The organism is Bacteroidales bacterium (assembly GCA_035353855.1).
Classification (GTDB): Bacteria; Bacteroidota; Bacteroidia; order Bacteroidales; family CG2-30-32-10; genus DAOQAK01.
Map to the genome: position 1 here is coordinate 1 of DAOQAK010000064.1, position 21,789 is coordinate 21,789.

The 21,789-nt window shown below is 37.0% G+C and carries 19 protein-coding genes; 7 read left to right on the forward strand and 12 right to left on the reverse strand.

Features of this window, described 5'->3' with window-relative positions; all coding sequences use genetic code 11:
• Window positions 1–218: 218 nt before the first annotated feature.
• The 6 genes from PKK00_13605 to PKK00_13630 are packed head-to-tail and all read right to left on the reverse strand — an operon-like array spanning window position 219 to window position 6,616.
• Entirely contained in the window at window positions 219–1,682 is a 1,464-nt protein-coding gene (locus PKK00_13605) for a Ni/Fe hydrogenase subunit alpha (protein ID HNW99436.1), read from the reverse strand.
• Entirely contained in the window at window positions 1,679–2,650 is a 972-nt protein-coding gene (locus PKK00_13610) for a F420-nonreducing hydrogenase (protein HNW99437.1), read from the reverse strand. Before PKK00_13610 ends, PKK00_13605 begins: the two co-directional genes overlap by 4 nt.
• A gap of 13 nt (window positions 2,651–2,663) precedes the next feature.
• Window positions 2,664–3,116: a hydrogenase iron-sulfur subunit gene (locus PKK00_13615; GenBank protein HNW99438.1), complete on the reverse strand. Its 453-nt coding sequence runs from the start codon at window positions 3,114–3,116 to the stop codon at window positions 2,664–2,666.
• Between the two features lie 15 nt (window positions 3,117–3,131).
• The gene (locus PKK00_13620; GenBank protein HNW99439.1) at window positions 3,132–5,123 is read right to left on the reverse strand and encodes a CoB--CoM heterodisulfide reductase iron-sulfur subunit A family protein; all 1,992 of its coding nucleotides are present in this window, start codon (window positions 5,121–5,123) and stop codon (window positions 3,132–3,134) included.
• Window positions 5,124–5,140: 17 nt separating this feature from the next.
• Window positions 5,141–6,001: a CoB--CoM heterodisulfide reductase iron-sulfur subunit B family protein gene (locus PKK00_13625; GenBank protein ID HNW99440.1), complete on the reverse strand. Its 861-nt coding sequence runs from the start codon at window positions 5,999–6,001 to the stop codon at window positions 5,141–5,143.
• A 27-nt stretch (window positions 6,002–6,028) separates the two neighbouring features.
• Entirely contained in the window at window positions 6,029–6,616 is a 588-nt protein-coding gene (locus PKK00_13630) for a 4Fe-4S dicluster domain-containing protein (GenBank protein HNW99441.1), read from the reverse strand.
• 209 nt (window positions 6,617–6,825) lie between these two features.
• Between PKK00_13630 and hypF the strand changes: the two genes are divergently transcribed.
• The 7 genes from hypF to PKK00_13665 all read left to right on the forward strand — a co-directional run bounded on the left by hypF (window position 6,826) and on the right by PKK00_13665 (window position 14,642).
• Window positions 6,826–9,096 carry a carbamoyltransferase HypF gene (gene hypF / locus PKK00_13635; protein HNW99442.1) on the forward strand — a complete coding sequence of 757 codons (2,271 nt, stop codon included), beginning with the start codon at window positions 6,826–6,828 and terminating at the stop codon, window positions 9,094–9,096.
• Window positions 9,097–9,521: 425 nt separating this feature from the next.
• Window positions 9,522–9,749: a HypC/HybG/HupF family hydrogenase formation chaperone gene (locus PKK00_13640; GenBank protein ID HNW99443.1), complete on the forward strand. Its 228-nt coding sequence runs from the start codon at window positions 9,522–9,524 to the stop codon at window positions 9,747–9,749.
• Between the two features lie 120 nt (window positions 9,750–9,869).
• Entirely contained in the window at window positions 9,870–10,976 is a 1,107-nt protein-coding gene (gene hypD / locus PKK00_13645; protein ID HNW99444.1) for a hydrogenase formation protein HypD, read from the forward strand.
• A gap of 194 nt (window positions 10,977–11,170) precedes the next feature.
• Window positions 11,171–12,139 carry a 23S rRNA (adenine(1618)-N(6))-methyltransferase RlmF gene (rlmF, locus tag PKK00_13650; GenBank protein ID HNW99445.1) on the forward strand — a complete coding sequence of 323 codons (969 nt, stop codon included), beginning with the start codon at window positions 11,171–11,173 and terminating at the stop codon, window positions 12,137–12,139.
• A gap of 73 nt (window positions 12,140–12,212) precedes the next feature.
• Window positions 12,213–12,425: an RNA-binding S4 domain-containing protein gene (locus PKK00_13655; GenBank protein ID HNW99446.1), complete on the forward strand. Its 213-nt coding sequence runs from the start codon at window positions 12,213–12,215 to the stop codon at window positions 12,423–12,425.
• Between the two features lie 231 nt (window positions 12,426–12,656).
• Window positions 12,657–13,997, forward strand: a complete 1,341-nt coding sequence (locus tag PKK00_13660) for a DEAD/DEAH box helicase (GenBank protein HNW99447.1) — start codon at window positions 12,657–12,659, stop codon at window positions 13,995–13,997.
• A gap of 402 nt (window positions 13,998–14,399) precedes the next feature.
• The gene (locus PKK00_13665) at window positions 14,400–14,642 is read left to right on the forward strand and encodes a DUF3820 family protein (GenBank protein ID HNW99448.1); all 243 of its coding nucleotides are present in this window, start codon (window positions 14,400–14,402) and stop codon (window positions 14,640–14,642) included.
• Window positions 14,643–14,969: 327 nt separating this feature from the next.
• Here PKK00_13665 and hydE read toward each other — a convergent pair whose 3' ends face one another.
• From hydE to PKK00_13695, 6 genes are all read right to left on the reverse strand, one after another.
• Entirely contained in the window at window positions 14,970–16,076 is a 1,107-nt protein-coding gene (hydE, locus tag PKK00_13670; protein ID HNW99449.1) for a [FeFe] hydrogenase H-cluster radical SAM maturase HydE, read from the reverse strand.
• 3 nt (window positions 16,077–16,079) lie between these two features.
• Window positions 16,080–17,282 (reverse strand): [FeFe] hydrogenase H-cluster maturation GTPase HydF, encoded by a 1,203-nt coding sequence (gene hydF / locus PKK00_13675; protein HNW99450.1) that lies wholly within the window; start codon window positions 17,280–17,282, stop codon window positions 16,080–16,082.
• Between the two features lie 3 nt (window positions 17,283–17,285).
• Window positions 17,286–18,713 (reverse strand): [FeFe] hydrogenase H-cluster radical SAM maturase HydG, encoded by a 1,428-nt coding sequence (hydG, locus tag PKK00_13680; GenBank protein ID HNW99451.1) that lies wholly within the window; start codon window positions 18,711–18,713, stop codon window positions 17,286–17,288.
• Window positions 18,714–18,737: 24 nt separating this feature from the next.
• Entirely contained in the window at window positions 18,738–19,859 is a 1,122-nt protein-coding gene (locus PKK00_13685) for a hybrid sensor histidine kinase/response regulator (protein HNW99452.1), read from the reverse strand.
• 16 nt (window positions 19,860–19,875) lie between these two features.
• Window positions 19,876–20,268 (reverse strand): response regulator, encoded by a 393-nt coding sequence (locus PKK00_13690; protein HNW99453.1) that lies wholly within the window; start codon window positions 20,266–20,268, stop codon window positions 19,876–19,878.
• Window positions 20,269–20,284: 16 nt separating this feature from the next.
• The coding region (locus tag PKK00_13695; protein ID HNW99454.1) for a [Fe-Fe] hydrogenase large subunit C-terminal domain-containing protein at window positions 20,285–21,789 on the reverse strand (1,505 nt) is incomplete at its 5' end.

A 21,789-nucleotide genomic window follows, 5' to 3' on the forward strand; every position in this document is an offset into this window, starting at 1 on the left:
TCGGTTTGCGATACCCTTTTTCTTTTATTCTAACAAAATTTTAAACAGGCTCTAAATTTGGTTAAATTTATTTAATGAATTTTTTTTTTATTGAATTCAATTAAACTTTAGTAAACTAATTTTGAAATATTTTTCGGGCTTTCCTTTTTTTATATTCATTAAAATATTAAAAAGGAACCTCAATTGAAGTTCCTTTTTAATCAGATTGGTGTATTTATTTAATCGCGTTTTATGGTTTGGTTAATGTTGCCATCCATATCACGTATGTTTACTATCATTGGCATTTGCCCGGGCAGACTGTGTGTAGCGCATGAGAAACACGGGTCGTACGAACGGAAAGCCATTTCAATAAGGTTTAAAATACCATCGTCAACAGTAACGCCTTTTTTTATGAAACCCTGTGCTGCTTTTTTAAGCGACATGCAAATGGCTGCGTTATTATTGGTTGTTCCAACAATCAGGTTTGCTTTTGTAACCATACCGTTTTCATCGGTCCAGTAATGGTGTGTTAAAGTACCTCTTTGTGCTTCAACAGTACCAACACCTTCAGTAGGTGTATTGTAAACTTTTGCTCTTAAATCAGGACTGCAAATTTCAGGAATGCTTGCCAGTTCTACAGCTCTTTCGGCAGAATAAATCAACTCAACCAAACGTGCCCAGTGCATTGCAAGGGTGTTGTGAACAGGTTTCCCACCGAGTGTTGCATACATTTTTTCATATTCCTGTTGTGCAACAGGGGTTGCCATACCGTCGGATGCATTCAATCTTGATAACGGTGTTGCATGATATACACCTGAATCCTGTCCTTCAACAAAACCTTTCCATCCAATTTTTTTCAGGTAAGGGAATTTTAAATAACTCCACTGTTCCACTCTTTCAGCAACATATTCCCTGTAATCTTTGGGAGCATATTTGAATAGTTCTTTTCCTGTTGTGTCAACAACACGAACTTTTCCATCATAAAAATTCACTTTGTTATTTTCATCAACAAGGCCCATTGAATGGATATTAAGCTTGTACGGACCGTTAACAATGATGTCAACATATTCTTTATTTGCAAGAACAACATCGTTGAAAATCTTCATTGAGAATTTTGAAAATTCAACAAATCCTTTTGCTTTTTCAAGAATATCTTTTCTTTGTTCTTCTTTCAATCCTTTGCGAACTCCGCTGGGAATATTCAGCATAACATGAGTCTGGTGACCGCCAAGCAGCGCCTGTATTTCCTGTGCTAAACGACGTTGTTTTAAAACTTCGGTTCCTATTTCTTTTCCTACTTTTGCAATAACACCAAGAACATTTCTTTCGCCTTTTGGTGCTGTTGGCCCTACAACAAAATCGGGAGCACCGAGAGCATAGAAATGTGCAATATGGCTATGAACGAAATGAGCCATGTAAAATAATTCCCTGATCATTTTTGCAGTAGGCGTAGGCTCTGCGTTGAAAACAGCATCAGCAGCTTTGCCGGCAGCCATGTGGTGACAGCCGGGGCATACACCGCAAATTTTTGTTACAATTTGTGAAACATCTTCAATGGCGCGTCCTTCAAGGAATTTTTCAAAACCTCTTAATTCAGGAACCTGGAAGTAAACATTATCTACATCGCCATCGTCGTTGCAGAATATTTCTATTTTACCATGACCTTCAAGTCGGGTTACCGGATCTATTGTGTATTGTTTCATTTCTGTTTCCTCCTTAAAATAGAGCCGGGCAGGCTGAACCTGTAAAATGTTCCGGCTGGGTCAACAACTGATTCGATTGCTTTATCTATATCTTCCTGTTCTTTGCCTTCGAGCATGGATGCGATAGCCGACATCATTTTTGCTCCCGGGTCGGGAATGCCCGGCAATGGCCCGTAACAACCACGGCAGGGTGCATTGCCCTCAATGCAGCGCACTCCGCAACCTCCGCGTGTAGCAGGTCCCATGCAAAGAATGCCTTGTTCATTCAGACAGGTTTCTCCATCATCAATAACTTCCCATGCACGTTTAAATTTAGTAATATTCTTTTTATCTGATTTTTTTCTCTTGCAGTCATCACATTGAACACGGTCGAAAACACCTATCACCGAACCTTTCGGAGGTAATGCAGCTCCTGTTACTACAGCCATGAAAACTTCAACAAGGCGTTCGGTTTGCGGAGGACAACCGGGGAGGTAGTAATCCACATCCACTACCTGGTTGAGTGTCATCACATCATTATAAAATTTAGGAAGTGTAAGTTTTCCTTCTTTCACAATGGTTTCTGTTGTAGGGACCACTTTATTAGGATTATCAATGGATTCGCTTGTTTCGTAAACGCGCTTGAAAATTTCTTCTTTATTGGAAAAATTTGCCAGTCCGGGTATTCCTCCCATGTGCGCGCAAGAACCGTATGCTATCAATATTTTTGATTTTTTGCGAAGCAATTTTGCCATGTGCTCATTTTCACTTGTTCTTACAGCTCCATTGAAAAGCGTGATGTCAATATTTCCATCGGGCATTTCTTCCACATCTTTATATTTCACGTCGAGCGCTATAGGCCAGAAAACAAGGTCAGCATGTTCCACTACTGTAAAGAGCGATTCATGAACATCGAGTACTGAAACACAGCAACCGCCGCAGGCAGCGCCCCAATATACAGCCAGTTTTATTTTTGGTTTATCAGCCATTTATTATTTCTCCTTATTTTTCAATGGTTTCAACAACTTCTTTAATTTTTGAAGGACCCAGCTGCCTTATCTGTTCAGTCATTTCATTAACCACTTCCTGTAGTCTTTTTCCTTCGCTGGCGCTTATCCATTCCAGGCGCAACCTGTTCTTTTCAATGCCCATTTGTTCGGCATATTTTTGAAAGAGTGTGAATCTGCGCAGGCATTTATAATTCCCTTCAGCATAGTGACAATCGCCCGGGTGACAACCTCCGATAAGAACGCCATCGGCGCCTTTAGCAAAAGCTTCCATGATGAATTCAGGGTCGATACGGCCTGAACACATAACACGAACAACACGGGTGCTTGGAGCATATCTCAACCTGGAAACACCTGCAAGATCGGATGCAGTGTAAGTACACCAGTTGCAAAAGAAAGCAACGATCCTGGGCGTCCATGATTCATTATTATTTATTGTAGATTGCATATATCAGTATTTTAATTAATCAATTAATAAACCATCAATTTCACTAAGTATTTCTTCATCATCAAAAAGATTCTGGAATATGGCATTGGAGCCACATGCTGCTACACATGTTCCGCAACCTTTACATAGCGCTTCATTAATAAATGATTTCTTTTTTTCTGAATTGAAGGAGATAGCGGTATAAGGACACATATTGATACACACCTGGCAGCCACAACATTTTTCTTCAACTATACTTGCTGTATTTGGTTCCAGTTCAACATGTCCGGCATCAATAAGCGCCAGCGCTTCTGAAGCAGCAGCGCCTGCCTGTGCAACACTGTCGGGGATATCTTTTGGTCCCTGGCATGCTCCTGCAATGAAAACACCATCGGTGAAAGTGCTTACCGGCGCCAACTTAGGATGTCTTTCAAGGAAGAACCCTTCTGTTGAACAGGAAATGCTGAACATCTTTCTTACATCCTGTGCATCTTTGGCAGGTTCGAGACCTACAGAAAGAACGACCATATCAACAGGGATCCTGCGTACCATGCCAATCAAAGTATCTTCAGCACGGATTACAAGCTTTCCTTTTTCAGAATCGGTGGTAGCCCAGTCGGAAACTTCTGATACACGACCGCGAATAAACTGAATACCTTCATTTAATAATTTATCGTAAAATTCTTCATAACCTTTTCCCGGTGTTCTCATATCAATATAGAAGTTGTATACTTCAGCATCGGTATGTTCTTTAAGAAGGTGCGCCAGTTTCAGGGAATACATGCAACATACGCGTGAACACCATTTGTTTGTTTTTTCATCTCTTGAGCCAACACAATGAATAATACCAATGCTTTTAGGTTTTGTTTTTCCATCTCTTAAAACAACATGACCTTCGGTTGGTCCTGAAGCATTGACAAGGCGTTCCACTTCGAGTGAAGTAAAAACGTTTGGATATTTCCCATAACCATAGTTGGATGATTTTATGGGATTGTGGGGCTCAAAGCCGGTTGAAAGAATAATTGTTCCCACGTTGATGTCAACAGTTTCTGCTTTCTGATTGAAATCGAAAGCATTTCTGTCGCATGCTTTAGCGCATGTCTGCTGGCATTTACCGGTTTTAAAATGCAAACAAACATTATCATCAACTCTGACAACTTGCGGAGTTGCCTGTGGGAACGGTATATATACAGGTTTCCTTTTTGAAAGTCCGAAGTTGAATTCATCATAGAATTTTCCTTGCTTAAAAATACAGGCATCAATACAAGCCAGGCATCCTACGCAAAGTTCTTCTTTTATATAACGTGGTTTTTTAGTTACCGTAATTTTATAGTTGCCCACAAAACCTTCAACGTTGGCTATTTCAGACCATGTCCATAATGTTATATTCGGATGTTTCAGAACAGATGACATTTTTGGCGTAAGGATACAAGCAGCGCAATCGAGTGTGGGGAAGGTCTTATCGAACTTAGCCATGTAACCGCCAATGGTTGCATCTTTTTCAACGAGGTAAACTTTTTTCCCGGCGTTTGCTAAAGTTAACGATGCCGATATTCCTGCAATTCCACCACCTACTACCAATACATCAGGATTTACAGGAACTTTTTTCTTTTCCAGCGCTTTGTGGAAAGCTACGCGGTGAACAGCTGCCCGGGCAAGGTCTTTAGCTTTTATGGTTGCTTGTTCTTTATCTTCATGAACCCATGAAGTATTTTCCCTGATATTCACCATCTGCATGTAGAACTGGTTCAGTCCTGCTTTTGCTGTAGCGTTTCTGAATGTAGGCTCATGCAATAAAGGTGAACACGAAGCAACAACGATCCTGTTCAGTTTTTGCTCTTTTATATCTTTTTGTATAAGTTCCTGACCGGGGTCGGAACACATGTATTTGTAATCTTTGGAAACAACCACATTGGGTAATTTTGAAACATATTCAGCAACACCGGTTACATCAACAATGCTGGCTATGTTATGCCCACAATGGCATATATAAAAACCAATTCTTATTTCTTCTTTCTGATTTGACATTCTTGTTCCTCCCTGTATTATTTTGCTAAACTTAAATTAGGTGATAACATACGGTGCAACCCTAATTCCTTATCGTTAATACCAAATGCCATTCCCATAAGCTGTGTAAAGTACATTACAGGAATTTTTATGTCTTCACCGAACATCCCGGTAACTTTTCCCTGGAAACATTCGAGGTTAAACTGGCATAAGGGACATGAAGTAATAATAACATCAGCTCCTCTGAATTTGGCTTCTTTTAATAAAAGGAAATTCATTCTCATTCCAATTTCGGAGATGGTGCTGGTCATGCTTCCGCTGCAGCATCTTGTTTTCAGAGGCCAGTCAATAGCTTCAGCGCCTAAAGCTTTTGCAATGTCATCCATGGTATGCGGGTCTCGCTGGTCATCAAAAGTATTGATAGGTCTTATCAGCTGGCAACCATAATAACTGGCTACTTTCAAGCCTTTTAAATTTTTTGAAATGGTATTTTCTATAGTTTTAAGTCCGATATCATTTATCAGAACATCGAGCGGATGACGCACATTTACTTTGTTTGAAAAAGGCATTCCTATTTTATTAAGTTCATCATGAACTTTTTCTTTTATCTTTTTATCCGTATCAAGATAGTTCTTTGTTTTCTGCAAACCCATGTAACATGCAGCGCAGGGGGCAATAATATCTGCTCCTCCCTGTTTTTCGGCTAATGCCAGATTCCTTGCAATAAGGCTGATAGCGCTGGTTTCGTTGATAGCCATGTAGTTTGTGGCGCCGCAGCAATTCCAGTCCTCAATTTCTTCGAGGGGAACATTCAGCTTTTTAAATACTGCAAGCAGCGATTCTTCATATGATCTGCCGGATGATTTAAGCGAACAACCCGGGTAATATAAATATTTCATATCTGTTTCTCCTGTTTAATTATGTTCTTAAGCTTCGGCTTTACCAATAATTTTTCTAATCTGTTCTTTATTTTTAGCACCTTTTTCAAATGGCAGAAGCCTGCCGGTGAAAAAGAGTTTGATGCCTAAAGAAGTATATCCAAGTATTTTAAAAATATTATACTTTAAATAGTAATTTATGAGCAGCCAGGTTTCATTGCTTCTTCCACGTTTTTTTATTTCATTAAAAAAAGTGTTGGCCATTATTGGAACAGGGAAGTTCTTCGGGTATATCTTATTTTTGATGGCTTCTCTTTTCAGGGCATACATTACATCTGTGATTTTAATTCCTTTTGGGCATTCTACAGAGCAATTGTAACAGGAAGCACAAAGCCAGACTGTTTTGTTTGAAAGTACTTCATCTTTAAATCCGGCTCTGACCATCGCAATTATTTTTCGCGGAGTGTAATCCATGTAAATACTTAACGGGCATGCAGAGCTGCAGTTGCCGCATTGAATGCATCCGAAAAGTTTTTCACCATGAGCATTTTTGGCAATCAGTTTTCCGAAATTTTTGTCCAGATCTGATTCGTGTTTGATCTCTTGTAACTCAAAATTCTTAATTTTTGCCTTCATTATTTTTGGGATTTTCTATTTTAGATATTGGGATATTTTTTTAATATAGAACAAATTATTCCAAAGGAAAAAGTAAAAAAAAAATTGGTTTTTAAAAATTATGTTGTATTTTTTTACAATAAACTGCATAAAAGCAATATAAATAGAAAATTTATATAATTTTGTCATGATAAAAATGGTAGTGTAGAAAGCGTTTATTTATACAGAAGTTGAAAAAATCATATAAAGTTGTAGTTAAAGGATTGGTGCAGGGTGTAGGGTTTCGTCCATTTGTTTTTCGTATTGCAAAACGATCGGGTTTGAACGGAAATGTTGAGAACAGAAATGATGGAGTAATAATAAATATAGAAGGAACACAGAAAGAAATAGATGAATTCCTGAAATTATTAAAAATCGAAGCGCCTCCTGCATCCAATATTGAATCGGTAACAGTTGAGCTGACCGAAATAAAAGATTATACCAATTTCGAAATTGTAAAAAGTAAAAATACTTCGGATGAAATAACTGAAGTCAGTCCTGATATTTCTGTTTGTGATGATTGCCTTAAAGATTTGAAAAACCAGGAGCATCGTATCCATTATCCGTTCATCAACTGCACGAATTGTGGTCCGCGCTTTACCATTATAAAGGATTTGCCATACGACCGCGATAAAACAACAATGAAAGATTTTATGATGTGTTCAACATGTCATCATGAATATACCGATGTGCTGGACCGCAGATTCCATGCACAACCTGTAGCTTGCAATAATTGCGGACCGGTTTATGAAATGCATGTAAAAGGAAAGATAATTTCTGAATTCGAAATGATATTAAAAACAGCAGCAGCCGTAATTGATAACGGACTGGTGCTGGCAATGAAAGGACTGGGTGGCTTTCACATTGCCTGCGATGCTTTGAATGCGGAAGCCGTAAAGCGTCTCCGTAAATTAAAAAACAGGGAAAGCAAGCCCTTTGCCTTGATGTGCAGGGATGTTGATGCACTCGGAAAATATGTGGAGATTTCAGAAGTGGAAAAAAAATCGTTGACATCGTGGCGCAAACCTATTGTTATATTAAAAGAAAAATCACCATTAAAAATTCCTGATTCAGTTAGTAATGGACTCGGAACAGTAGGAGTGATGCTGCCATACATGCCTTTTCATTATTTGCTTTTTGAAAAATTGAAAACGGATTTAATGGTTCTGACCAGCGGGAATATTTCTGATGAGCCCATTATTATTGATAATGCGCAAGCAGAAAAAAAATTATCAAAAATTTCGGATGCACTTTTAATATACAATCGTGATATTTATAACCGTACCGATGATTCCCTGATTTTTATAGCAAATGAAAAAGAACGAATCATAAGGCGTTCGCGTGGGTATGTTCCGAATCCGGTTAATCTTGCTTTTAATGCCGAAGGGATTTTTGCTGCCGGCGCTGAACTGAAAAATTGTTTTTGTGTTGGCAAAGGAAAACAAGCGATCATCAGTCAGCATATTGGTGATTTAAAAAATTTGGAAACGTATGAATTTTATAAGGAAACGGTAAATCAGTTTAAAAAACTTTTCAGGATAAACCCGGTACTTGCTGTTGGCGATATGCATCCCGATTACCTTTCCACGCGTTTTGTAAATGAAATGAATGTTCCGAAAATCTTTGTTCAGCATCATCACGCGCATGTGGCATCGTGCATGGCTGAGCATCATCTTGATGAAAAGGTCATAGGTGTTAGTTTTGACGGAACAGGTTATGGCGATGACAGAAATATCTGGGGTGGTGAATTTTTTATATGCGACCTGGATAATTATGAACGCATTTCGCATTTTGAATATATGCCCATTCCAGGTGGGGATAAGGTTTCGGAAGAACCATGGCGAATGGCAATTTCCTATTTGTATAAATTTTATGGAAAAGAATTTTTAAAATTCAATTTGCCATTTTTAAAAAATATTTCTTCTGAAAAAATAAATCTTTTAATTCAGGCGATAGATAAAAAATTAAACTGTCCGTTGACTTCCAGCGCCGGAAGATTATTTGATGCGGTTGCCGCAATTTCAAACATTTGTACAGCAAATGGTTTTGAAGCTGAAGCTCCCATGCGACTGGAATCGGCAATCAACAAGGTTTGTAAAGAAAAATATAAATATACTTTTAATGGAACTATTTCTTTTGAACAGACAATAAAAGGTATAGTTGATGATATAATTAATTCAGTTGAACCTTCGGTTATTTCTGCGAAATTCCATAATGCAATAATTTCAGTAATTTTGGATGTTGTAAATTCAGTAAAAGAAAAATATAATTTAAATAAAGTTGTTTTATCGGGAGGCGTTTTTCAGAACAGGTATTTGATTGAAAATACAGAACGTTTACTGAAGGAAAATAAATTTGAAGTTTATACGCATAGCAAAGTGCCATCGAATGATGGTGGTGTAGCGCTTGGACAGTTGGCTGTGGCAGCGAAGAGGCGAAGCTTAATTAGTAGTAAGTCGTAAGACACAAGTGGCAAGTAAAATGAAACGGGGAATGGATGAAACGGGGAATGGGCGAAATGGGGAATGGAGGAAATTGGGAATTGGCGAAGGATTTACAATAAATAACTTAATGACAGCATAGAGGTGTAGCAATTAAACAATAAATAAATTCATAAATCATAAATCAAAAATCGTAATTCGTAAGACACAAGTGGCAAGTAAAATGAAATGGGGAATGGGTGAAACGGGGAATGGGTGAAACGGGGAATGGATGAAACGGGGAATGGGCGAAATGGGGAATGGGGAAAATTGGGAATTGGCGAAGGATTTACAATAAATAACTTAATGATAGCATAGAGGTGTAGCAATTAAACAATAAATAAATTCATAAATCATAAATCAAAAATCGTAATTCGTAAATCTAAAATCTAAAATCTAAAATATATATGTGTTTAAGTATTCCTGCAGAAATAGTATCGATAGATGGAGAAATGGCAAAGGTTTCTATTGGAGGAACTTTTGTTAATGCAAGTCTTCAGTTATTGGAGAACCCTAAAGTAGGGGAGTTTATTTTATTACATTCCGGTTTTGCCATTGAAAAACTAAGTCCGGAAGAAGCCGAAGAAACGTTAAAATTATTTAAAGAACTTGGAGAATTAGATAATCAATTATAAAATAATAGAACACGAATATAACGGATTGAACGGATTTTCACAGATTATGAATTCGTGATAATTCGTAACATTCGTGCTCGCCGCAGCGAATCCGTGTTCCAATTTAATACAAAAGAAAAAATGAAATATATTGACGAATACCGCGATAAAACAATAGTTTTCGATATTTTAGAAAAAATCAAAACGATTTCCAGAAAAGAAATTGCGCTGATGGAAGTGTGCGGCGGACATACTATGGCTATCCAAAAATTTGGAATACCATATATGCTGCCACATAATATTAAGCTGGTGTCAGGTCCCGGTTGTCCTGTTTGCGTGTCGAGCAAAAAGTTCATCGACCAGGCTATTGTTTATGCCCAAATGAAAGATGTTATTATTACCACCTTCGGCGATCTGATAAGAGTTCCGGGTTCGCAATCATCGCTCGAAAAAGAAAAAGCAAATGGCGCCGATGTACGCATAGTCTATTCTCCGCTGATGGCTATAGAAACAGCAAAGCAGAATCCCGGCAAAAAAGTTATTTTCCTCGGTATCGGATTTGAAACCACTTCTCCTACAAGCGCTGCGGCTATTATGAATGCATACCGACAAAAGGTCGATAACTTTTTATTATTCAGTTCGCATAAAATTATGCCTCCCGCGATGGCTGCTCTTATTGATGAAGGCGTGAAGATAAACGGGTATATCTGTCCCGGGCATGTAAGCACTATTACCGGTTCACACATTTATGAACCTATAGCAGAAAAATATCACCTCGGTTGTGTGGTTGCAGGATTTGAACCTGTGGATATTTTACAAACCATTTACATGCTGGTAAAACAATATGAAGAAGGCGAAGCCAAAGTAGAGATACAATATAAACGTGTTGTTAAACCCGAAGGAAATGTAAAAGCACAGCAGATCATGAATGATGTGTTCGAGCTGCGCGACGAATGGTGGCGTGGTCTTGGCGTAATTCCTCAAAGCGGGATGATGATACGCGAAAAATATAAAATACATGATGCGGAAGCCATGCTTCCTGTAACAGTTCCTGAACCCGAAGAACCTGCAGGTTGTATTTGCGGCGAAATATTGAAAGGATTAAAGAATCCGAAACAATGTAAATTGTTTGGAAAAGCCTGCACACCTTCCGATCCCATTGGTGCATGCATGGTTTCAAGCGAAGGCTCATGCCAGGCGTATTATAAATATAACAGGATGATAAAAGTTGACAAGGCATTAGGCTAAGTCGTAAGTCTATAGACACAAGACATAAGTTGACAAGTGGATTAGAATGCTGAATGTTTTTGTGTTTTTTTATTTCTGTTTAAAATTCATCTTTCCACTTTACTATGGAGTGTAATAAATATTTATAGCTTTGTGTATGAAGCTATTTAAGTTTTCCAGAATAAGTTGAAATAAATATTGAAAAATTAATTTTCATGCTTCCCAAAAAGAAAGAACATCCTAAAGAAAAATCAAAATTGCATCCACGAAATAAACATCGTGAGCGCTACGATTTCAAACAACTTATTGAGAGTTGCCCTGAATTAGCCGCGTTTGTGAAGATGAATATATACAATGATGAATCCATTGATTTTGCTGATCCGGATGCTGTGAAAATGCTGAACAAAACTTTGCTGAAGCATTATTATAATATCGATAATTGGAATATCCCTGAAAATTATTTATGTCCGCCCATTCCCGGGCGAGCCGACTACATTCACTATATGGCCGATCTGTTATATAGCAGTAATTTTGGGAAAATGCCGGCAGGCAAAAAAATAAAATGCCTCGATGTTGGCGTTGGCGCTAATTGCGTTTATCCAATTATTGGAAACAAAGAATACGACTGGTCGTTCGTGGGTTCCGACATTGATGCGGTTGCTGTTGAATCGGCAAAAAAAATAATTGAATCAAACCCGGTTTTAAAAAATAAAATCGAAATTCGTTTACAAAAAAATCTGAAAGATATTTTTTATGGGATCATTCAGCAAGATGAATATTTTGATCTGACAGTTTGTAATCCTCCGTTTCATAAATCATTGATAGAAGCCAGCGAAGGAACTCTCCGCAAATTAAATAATCTGAATGATAAAAAAATCACAAAACCGGTTTTAAATTTTGGAGGCAAAAGCAATGAGTTATGGTGCAAAGGCGGTGAGGTAAAATTTGTGAAGAACATGATTTATCAAAGCAAACAATTCGCAACTTCCTGTTTTTGGTTTTCTACTTTAATAGCAAAACAAACACATCTCAGCAGTGTTTATGAAGCGCTGAAAAAAGTTGAAGCTACAGAAGTGAAGACCATTCCAATGGGACAGGGAAATAAATCGAGCCGTATTGTTGCATGGACTTTCTTTACTCCGGAACAAAAGAAAAATTGGGCGAATACAAGATGGAATAAGTAAGTTAAATATTTTTTCAAGAGAATATTTTTATAAATCATACTTCAAAAATTGCAAATCGTAAATTAATAAAACCATGATAGAATTTGAATTAGGCGAACACGAATTCATCCCGTTAAACACATTGTTGAAACTGCTGAACTTTGTTCGTTCCGGTGGTGAAGCCAACCAGGTAATTGACGAAGGCTTTGTTAAAGTAAATGATGTTATAGAAAAACAAAAAAGAAAAAAACTTAGAGCAGGGGATAAGGTTAAGTTTCAGAAAAATGTTGTGCTAATTAAAGTGTAGCAAGTTGTAAGACAAAAGTAATTTTAGATTTGATGATTTAAGAATTATATTTTTCTGTCTTCGCATTCGATGCGGCGAATTGGTGAAAATATTAATCTTTCAAATGAGTAGTTTTATAGTTTACTGTATAATGTTTTAAGTTGTTTGTCATGCTGAAGAATGAGGCATCCATAATTCATTCTACCATTCAATTTTATAGATTACCTTTGCAATTCATTAATAAGCATCACAATGATCTTTGAAGATTTAAATTTAAATAAGCCTTTACTTCAAGCCCTGGATGATTTGGAATACACAAATCCTACACCCATACAGGAAAAAGTTTTTCCTTTAATCATGGATGGAAGGGATGTGTTGGGAATTGCTCAAACAGGCACCGGTAAAACCTTTGCATACCTTCTTCCTATTTTAAGGCAGCTGAAATTTTCCGAACAGAAACATCCGCGAATATTGATTGTTGTGCCAACACGCGAACTGGTATTGCAAGTGGTTGGTGAAATCAATAAATTGATAACATACATGAGTGTACGTGTTGGCGGGGTGTACGGGGGAACAAATATCAATACACAAAAACAAATTGTATACAATGGCTTGGATATACTGGTTGCTACACCGGGGCGATTGATAGACCTTGCTTTATGCGGAACATTGCGTTTAAGTTTCATTCAGAAATTTGTTATTGATGAAGCAGAAGAAATGTTCAACATGGGTTTTCGCACACAATTAAAAAATGTGATTGACCTGTTGCCTCCCAAAAGGCAAAACCTTTTATTTTCAGCAACGATGATGAAAGATATTGAAAATATTATTTCAGACTTTTTCATTACTCCGCAAAAAATTGAAATTGCAGCACATGGTGCACCACTGGAACAAATTTCGCAGGTTGCTTATTATGTGCCGAATTATTACACGAAAGCAAACTTGTTAGAAAACCTGGTTTTAAAGAATGACGAATTAAATAAGGTACTGGTTTTTTGTGAATCCCGGAAATTGGCTGACCGCTTGTTCGACCAGATGAAAGAAAAATTTCCTGATCAATTAGGTGTGATACATTCCAATAAATCTCAGAATTTCAGAATAAATTCTTTAAAGCAATTTCAGGATGGAAATTACAGGGTGCTTATCGCTACTGATATTGCAGCAAGGGGTTTGGATATTTCTGATGTTTCACATGTGATCAATTTCGATACTCCAAAAATTCCTGTAGATTATATTCATCGCATTGGAAGAACCGGAAGAGCTGATAAAACAGGGGTTGCCATTACATTCATAAATGAAGCGGAACGGATTTTTCAAATTGAAATTGAAGGATTGATGAAGAAACCCATTCCTATCGAACCGCTTCCTGAAGATGTAATTATTTCAAAAATATTTACTGATGAAGAATTACCGCCGAAAACGAATAAGAACTATTTAAAAAATTCTACGCTTAAAAGTTCAGGTGGTGCTTTTCATGAGAAATTGGAAAAAAATAAAAAAGTAAATCTTGGTGGATCATACAAAAGAAATCTCCGGCTTAAATATAAAAAACCTAAAAGCCTTCATAATAATAAGAAAAGAGAGAAAAAGTAAATAAATAATTTTACATACAATGATTTTCAACGCCATTTATGGCGTTGAAAAAAAAGAAAAAGAAAACAGGCTTTAGCCCAAACATATAAAATAAAATGTCATTCATAAAAGTTTACGTGCATTACGAATGGTCAACAAAGAACAGGGAATTATTATTATCTGCAGATATATGGCTAATCAGGAAGAGCATCATAAAAAGATTACATTTCAAAAGGAATATGATAAAATTATTAGACGGTATGGATTTGATATTGTTAAACATTAATTCTTGGTTTGGGCTAAAGCCCTTTTCTTTTCGTTTTATTTTGAGCACGACATAAATGTCGTGCCTAATGATGTTAAAATAGAACAACTGCATAAAATGAATAAATAAGATAGAAAGTTGGAAAGCATGTAAGTGTTATGGATAACGAAGCATTGATAAAACTGGTAAGCATGAAAATGCCTTATGGAAAATACAAAGGTTGGACTTTATGTAATTTACCGGAACCTTATTTAGTATGGTATCATGCAAAAGGTTTTCCTGAAGGAAAATTAGGAATGCTTCTGCATACTATGTATGAAATAAAACTGAATGGTCTGGAATATTTGTTGGAACCGTTTAAAAACCGCAACTATCAAGGCGTACGAACAATAAACAAATAAGGAAATATATGTAACGGTTCAGGTATGTTATATTATTTATACCGACAGAAAAGAGTTTTGCAAAAATATTTTTTGTTTTCTGTACGGTATAACTCGTTCTAAACAGTTTTGCCTTTACAAACCTGATAAGAACGAGTATAATTTCTATCAATTTAAAAAAATGTATCTCGCAAAGTTCGCAAAGGAAAAATGCAAAGCTCGCGAAGGCTCTATTTTATTGGCTTTGCGTCCTTGCCGAAAATCTTAGCGGTCTTTGCGAGAAAAATTTAAATCATTAATATTCTTTATTTGAAACATTTTTAATGTACCTGGATAGTTACAAATATATTAATCGAGTTTTATTTCTAAATTATTTTTTCTTTTAATAAAATGTTTTGAATCGCCGTATTCATCATAAGCGATTTCTTCGCCAATCATTTTAACCCTGTTGGCAAGGCAATCAATACATTCATCAGCTTCTTCGTTAATGCAGGGCTTGTTCTCATAAAGCAGGTAGCTGCTTCTGTATTTGCCGGGTGTAAGGTTAGGCATCAGTACATTGGCGCCTGCCTTCAGTCCGCGTTCTCTTCCCATTGGAAAAATAGTTTGCAAAGCAGTTGTAGATACAATGTTGATATAAGGCATCATGATTCTTAGAACAGCAATCATGCGAAGCGATAGGTTGAAGCGTTCTGCGAGAGGCAGCAATAAGTCTTTGTATTCATAAAGAGGAGTATCGGTGTGTTCAATATATGGTCCCATTCCAACCATATCAATGTTCATTTTTTTTATGAATAACAAATCGTCGGCAAGATTTTCAATCGTTTGAAATGGCAAACCTATCATCACGCCTGTTCCTGTTTGATAACCTGCTTTCTTAATATTTTCAAGGCATTCCAGTCGCGTCTTATAACTATGTAGATAATTATCAGGATGAATTTTTTTATAAAGTTCTTCGCTGGAAGTTTCTATTCGCAATAAATACCGGTCAGCTCCGGCATCGTGCCATTCTTTATATGTTTCGAATAATTGTTCGCCAACTGAAAGCGTGATGCGGAGTTCAGGGTTTGCTATTTTTTTTATTCCTGTTATCAGTCCTGTTATTCTTTTAGTAAAATCAGGGTTACATTGCTCACCCGATTGAAGCACGATTCCTGTGAATTTATTTTTTTGAGCGAATTCGGCAGTTTGCAAAATTTCGTCATCAGTTATAGAATACCTGTTTACTTTAGTGTTTCCGCTTCTTATACCGCAATACAAACAATTCTTTTTACATTGATTTGAAAATTCTATCAGTCCTCGTAAATAATCTTTTTTACCTATAAAATTTTCTTTTATCGAATAAGCTTTTTTTATTAAAGTGTCGCTATCTTCTTTATTGGTAAGTGAAAGTAAGAACATTATATCTTCTTTCGAAAACTCTTGCTTGTTTAATATTTCACTTAAATATTTCATAAATCATTTTATAAAAGGAGCAACTGCTCTTTCAAAAATTCCATTGATGTATGCAATGGTCAACCCGTAATTGGTAACAGGAACGCCTGCTTCAATGACTTCGGATAAACGACTTAAAATTTGTTTGCGTGTGATCATGCATCCGCCACACTGAATTACCAACGCATAATCGGTTATCGGATTTTTAATTTCATTTAAACCTGCAACAGTGTCAAACTCCAATTGTTTTTTTGTGTATTCTTTAAGCCAGCGTGGGATTTTGAACCTACCAATATCTTCACAATTTACCTGGTGCGTGCACGATTCCAGGATCAATATTTTATCACCGTCTTTTAGTTCCGATATTTTTTTTGTTCCTTTCACGTATTCATCGAAAGGCCCACGCATGTTGGCATAAGCTACACTAAAACCTGTCAGCGGAATGTCGGGCGGGATAATTTTATTTACATATCCGAATGCCTGGCTGTCGGTAATTACAAGCTTAGGCTTTATACCTGTTTTCTGTAAAAATAATTCTGCTTCTGTTTCTTTTACTACCACATTTATTGCATCATTATCGAGAACATCACGGATAGCCATTACCTGTGGCAATATCATTCTTCCTTCGGGAGCTTCTGAATCGACAGGAGTGATGAGCATAACAATATCACCGCGATCAATAATTCCTTTTAATAATGACGAATTTTTATAAGCTGTTTCAGGAATAACATTTTTTAATATTTCAATAACATTTTCAATGTTGAAACTTGTTTTAGCGCTGAATTCAGTAATAGGAGCGTCAGTTATTTTTTTTATTTTTTTAATGGTAGAATTTAATAAAGGTTCAATGTCTGATTTGTTATGTACGACTAAGTATGCAATTTTATATTTATTGAATTTTTCGATCAGCATATTTTCGTACTCACCGAAAATATTATTTGCGATAAGCAAGATAGCGCAATCTATTTGCTTAATTACATCAATGGTTTTTGCAATTCTTTTTTCTCCCAGCTCTCCGCTGTCATCAACACCGGCGGTATCAATAATAACAGCCGGGCCGATCCCGAATATTTCCATTGATTTTTTTACCGGGTCGGTAGTTGTTCCGGCAATTTCTGAAACTATTGCCACATCAAGCTTTGTGAGTGCATTGATAAAAGAACTTTTGCCAAAATTCCTGCGTCCAAAAATTCCGATATGCGGTTTGTTATCTTTTCCTTTGCTCATATGTTAGTAATATAAATCTCTTTTTCCCGATCTTATCATTTCAATTTTTTCTTTAATTGAAATTTTTATTTTTTCATCAGCCAGTTTTTCAATATTCTTATTAATTACCTCCCATCCTTTTTTTGCTGTAGTTTCAGGAGCATAATCAACAATATATTCTGCTAAAGTGAGTATTGCATTGGGTGTGCAATAACGTTTAATGAAACCCGGAACTGAAAATTCCATAAAGTGTTCGCCTGTTCTTCCGAGCCTGTAGCAAGCGGTACAAAATGATGGCAACATATCTTTATCCAGCAGGTCATCAATGATTTCATTCAATGAACGATCGTCATTAATTCGGAATTGTCCACGATCTAAATTTTTCTCTTTTTCTTTTTCTTCAGAATAACTACCGATTTCAATTTTTGTTCCGCCATCAATTTGCGAAACTCCGAATTGAATAATCTCATCTCTTAATTTTGCCGGTTCTCTTGCTGTAAGTATCATTCCGGTATAAGGAACAGCAAGCCTAAGAATGGCAACAAGTTTGGTGAAGTCTTCGTCGCTGACAAAATATTTATTTCCCAAATCTAGCATTGATGCATCTTTTACCCTTGGAAATGAAATGGTATGCGGTCCTACATTGTAGCATGCTTCGAGGTGGTTCGTGTGACGAACTAATCCCATAACTTCAAAACGCCAATCGTACAATCCGAATAAAGCGCCAATACCAACATCGTCTATTCCTGCTTCCTGTGCTCTATCCAATGAAGTAAGCCTGTAACCGTAGTCTGCTTTTTTACCTCGCAGATGATAGGTTTTGTAAGCATCGCTATTATATGTTTCCTGGAATATCTGGAACGTACCGATACCGGCTTTTTTTACTATTTTAAAACCTTCAATTTCCAGCGGCGCAGCATTGATGTTCACTCTTCTTATTTCACCGTTTCCTTTTTTTACATGATATGCGATATCAACGGTATGTGCGATGTATTCAGGGCTGTATTGAGCATGCTCGCCATAAACAAGGATCAATCTTTTCTGCCCTTTATCTTCAAGGGATTCTATTTCTTTTACAATTTCATCATCAGAAAGGGTTTTCCTTACCGCACTGGTGTTCGATGCCCTGAAGCCGCAATAAGTGCAATTGTTAGCGCATTTATTTCCGATATAAAGAGGTGCAAATAATACAATACGGTTACCGTAGATATTACGTTTTAATGTCCGGGCGCCTTCTTTTATTTCTTCAATGAGTTCCGGTGTATCTGCATTAATAAGTGTAGCAACATCTTCCAGGTTAAGCCTTTTTTTTGAAAGCGATTTAGCAATAATTTTTCTTACTTTTTCTTTTGAAGATTTAGTATTGTTAATATAATTCCATATTTCATCCTTGTCAATAAAGGGTTTCATTGGCTCGTCAGGAATAGAATATTTTTCAGGTACAAATTTCATAATATCCTCCGTTGTATTTTAATTTCAATATTTAGGTAATATGATCGTAAACGTGCTTCCTTTGTTTGGCGTGCTGGATACATCGATGGTGCCATTATAGATTTCAACTATTTTTTTTACTATCGATAAGCCAAGGCCTGTGCCTACAATGTTTTTTGTGTTGATATTTTTTATCCTGACAAATTCGTGGAATAATTTACTGATGTCTTCAGCCGACATACCAATGCCGGTGTCTTCAATAATGATGCTTATAGAAGTTCCGATTTCTTTGATTGCAATATAAATCTGTCCGCCTTCTTTATTATATTTCACCGCGTTTGAGATCAGGTTGTTGAAAATGATTTCCATCTCCTGTCGGTCTGCCTTTATTATCAAGCTTTCCGGGGCATCCAAATACATTTTGATATTTTTTTGTTTTGCCAGGGGCTCAAAAGTATCAATTGCAAATTTTGATACATCGAACAAATCGATCTCCTGCAAGTGCCTGTTGTTTTGACCTGATTCGATACGGGTAAGGTCGAGCATGTCGGATATAAGGCTGCGCATGCCTTTCATTCGTATCAGTGATCGATCGATCATCGGGTCATAATCTTCAAGTTTATCACCTGCCTGTCTTTCCTTCATCATATTCATGTATCCTTCAACGGCATTGATAGGTGATTTTAGTTCATGAGACAAAACTGAAAGAAACTGATGGCGCAATTCCTTGTCGTTCTCGGTCATCTTATTGGTCATGCGTTTCAGGTAAAGATGTTTGGTGATACTTTCCGTAGCTGCTTTGAGTTCCTGGGGTACGAAAGGTTTTGGAACGAAATTGTATGCGCCGTTTTTTGTAGCATTTACAGCAAGTTCAAGAGAGGCATAGGAAGTGATCATCATTACCTGGATATCGTATTTGTTTTTATTCATGTATTCCAAAACATCAATACCATGAATTCCCGGGAGCTTATTATCAAGCAACATGATATCCGTTTTATTTTCCTGGATAAAACTTATTGCTTCTTCACCGGTTGCAGCCTCATGTATATCGAATCCAAAATCTTCTTCCATGAATGGGAATCCAACCGTGTAATTTCGCAGTATTCTGCATATTCCTGAACGTATTCCCGGCTCATCATCAACCACTAATACAACTAACTTTTCCATGGTTTTTAAATTTTTATTATTTAATCAAGCTATTGATTTCTTTTTGTAACTGGTCAGGGCGCAAACTTTTATCGATATACCTGTCGGCCTTTATCCATGCACGTTCTCCGGGACTGTTAAGCCCGAACACCAGCCCGGTTTCTGCTGTAACTGCAGTGGCAATGATTACTGGAACATCAGGATATAATTTTTTTAATTTATGACTTAGTATAAAACCACTGTCTTTGTTTTCCATCATCAGATCAAAGATGGCCAGGTCAGGTTTGTATTGACCGATAAGTATTTCAGCTTCTTTCTGGCTCGAAACGGCTTTCACTTCAAAGCCCATCAGTTTTGTATTTACTTCAAGGAAAGTTAAGAAGTCAGGATCATCATCTGCAATCAATACTTTTTTATTATTTGTTTTCATTACAATGAATTTTAAATTAATTCTTTTTTTTAGGTAATACAATTGTGAATATGGTACCTGTTGGTCCTTTAGCAGGATCAATATTTGAGCTGACTGTGAGGTCGCCTTTATGCATTTTCACAATTCCGTAAACTGTTGGCAACCCAAGCCCTGTGCCTTTTCCGAGCGCTTTTGTTGTGAAGAATGGGGTGAAAAGTTTATCCATATTTTCTTTTTCTATCCCGGTTCCTGAATCTTTAATACGAATCAGAACATTTTCATCAGACTCTTCAAGGTATATCTCGATTAGCCCGCCATCCGGCATTGCTTCGATCGAATTTTTTATCAGGTTGGTAATTGCCTGTATCATCTGTTCCTTATCGAGCAACATGCTTGTTAAAGTAAGGCGATTAATCGTATTTATTTTTACATTTTCAGGAATGATTAGCGAATTGAGGCATTCATTAACAAGAAGATCGATACCGGTCATTTCATAACGCACCTGGTTTGTCCTGGCGAAATTCAAAAGACCGCTAACAATGGATTTACATCTTTCAGCCTGGTGTGTGATGAGCTCAAGGTCTTGTCTTATCTGCGAGTCGGACGGACATTCTTCAAGCAAAATATTACTGTACATAATTACCACACCAAGAGGGTTATTCAATTCATGAGCAATGCCGGCAGACAACTGTCCCATGTGGGCAAGTTTTTCCGATTGCCGCAGAGCAAGTTGCACATTAGCAAGTTTTTCGTTCGATAGAGCCAATTCGGAATTGTATTTATGAAGTTTTTCAATAGTGAAAGGCAAACACATTTCCTGCTCGGCAATTCCTTTATATATTGCTATAGCGTGTTCTTCGCAGGTGTCATAACCACAGGCGCCGCAATTCAGATGATCGCTTTTACTTTCTTTTCCAAGGAATTTCAGGATCTTTGCGATCTCATCATTAGTTGCAAGAAGAATACGCTGATCATTTTCTTCGAATGTTTGTGAAAAATCAAGCTTACTGAATCGTTCAATATTTTTTTGCCAGTTTTCAAAATTGAAATTTTTCATTTTTTCATTTGCGTATTTTTTTATGCTGGCGATCTGGGTATATGTTTTTCCTCCCGGAGTCATGCCTACGCCTTTAACACAACCGTTGCAGCAAAGCAGCTCCAGTAAGTCGGATTTGAATAAGCCCGATTCGGCTTCTTTAATGGCTTCTACAAAATTTAACCTGCCATCGGCAACAATGCAGTTATTATTCAAAATGTCATCGGTTTTTTCAATATTATTAAGCAGTCCTCTGCTCAGAGGGAATACAGAGCCTTTGCCACCAACCGGTTCGTCAAATTCCGATGGGTTTGAATTTTCAGGTGTAATATTTAATTCGGAAAATATTTCACGTAACTCACGAAAGGTAATGACCTCGCTTATTTCAACAACCTCTGATTTTTTTGAAATACAGGGTCCGATAAAAACAATTTTAGTTTCTTTTCCGTACATTTCTTTCAGTACTCTAGCAGTTGCTTCCATTGGGGAAACGATAGGAATTAAGT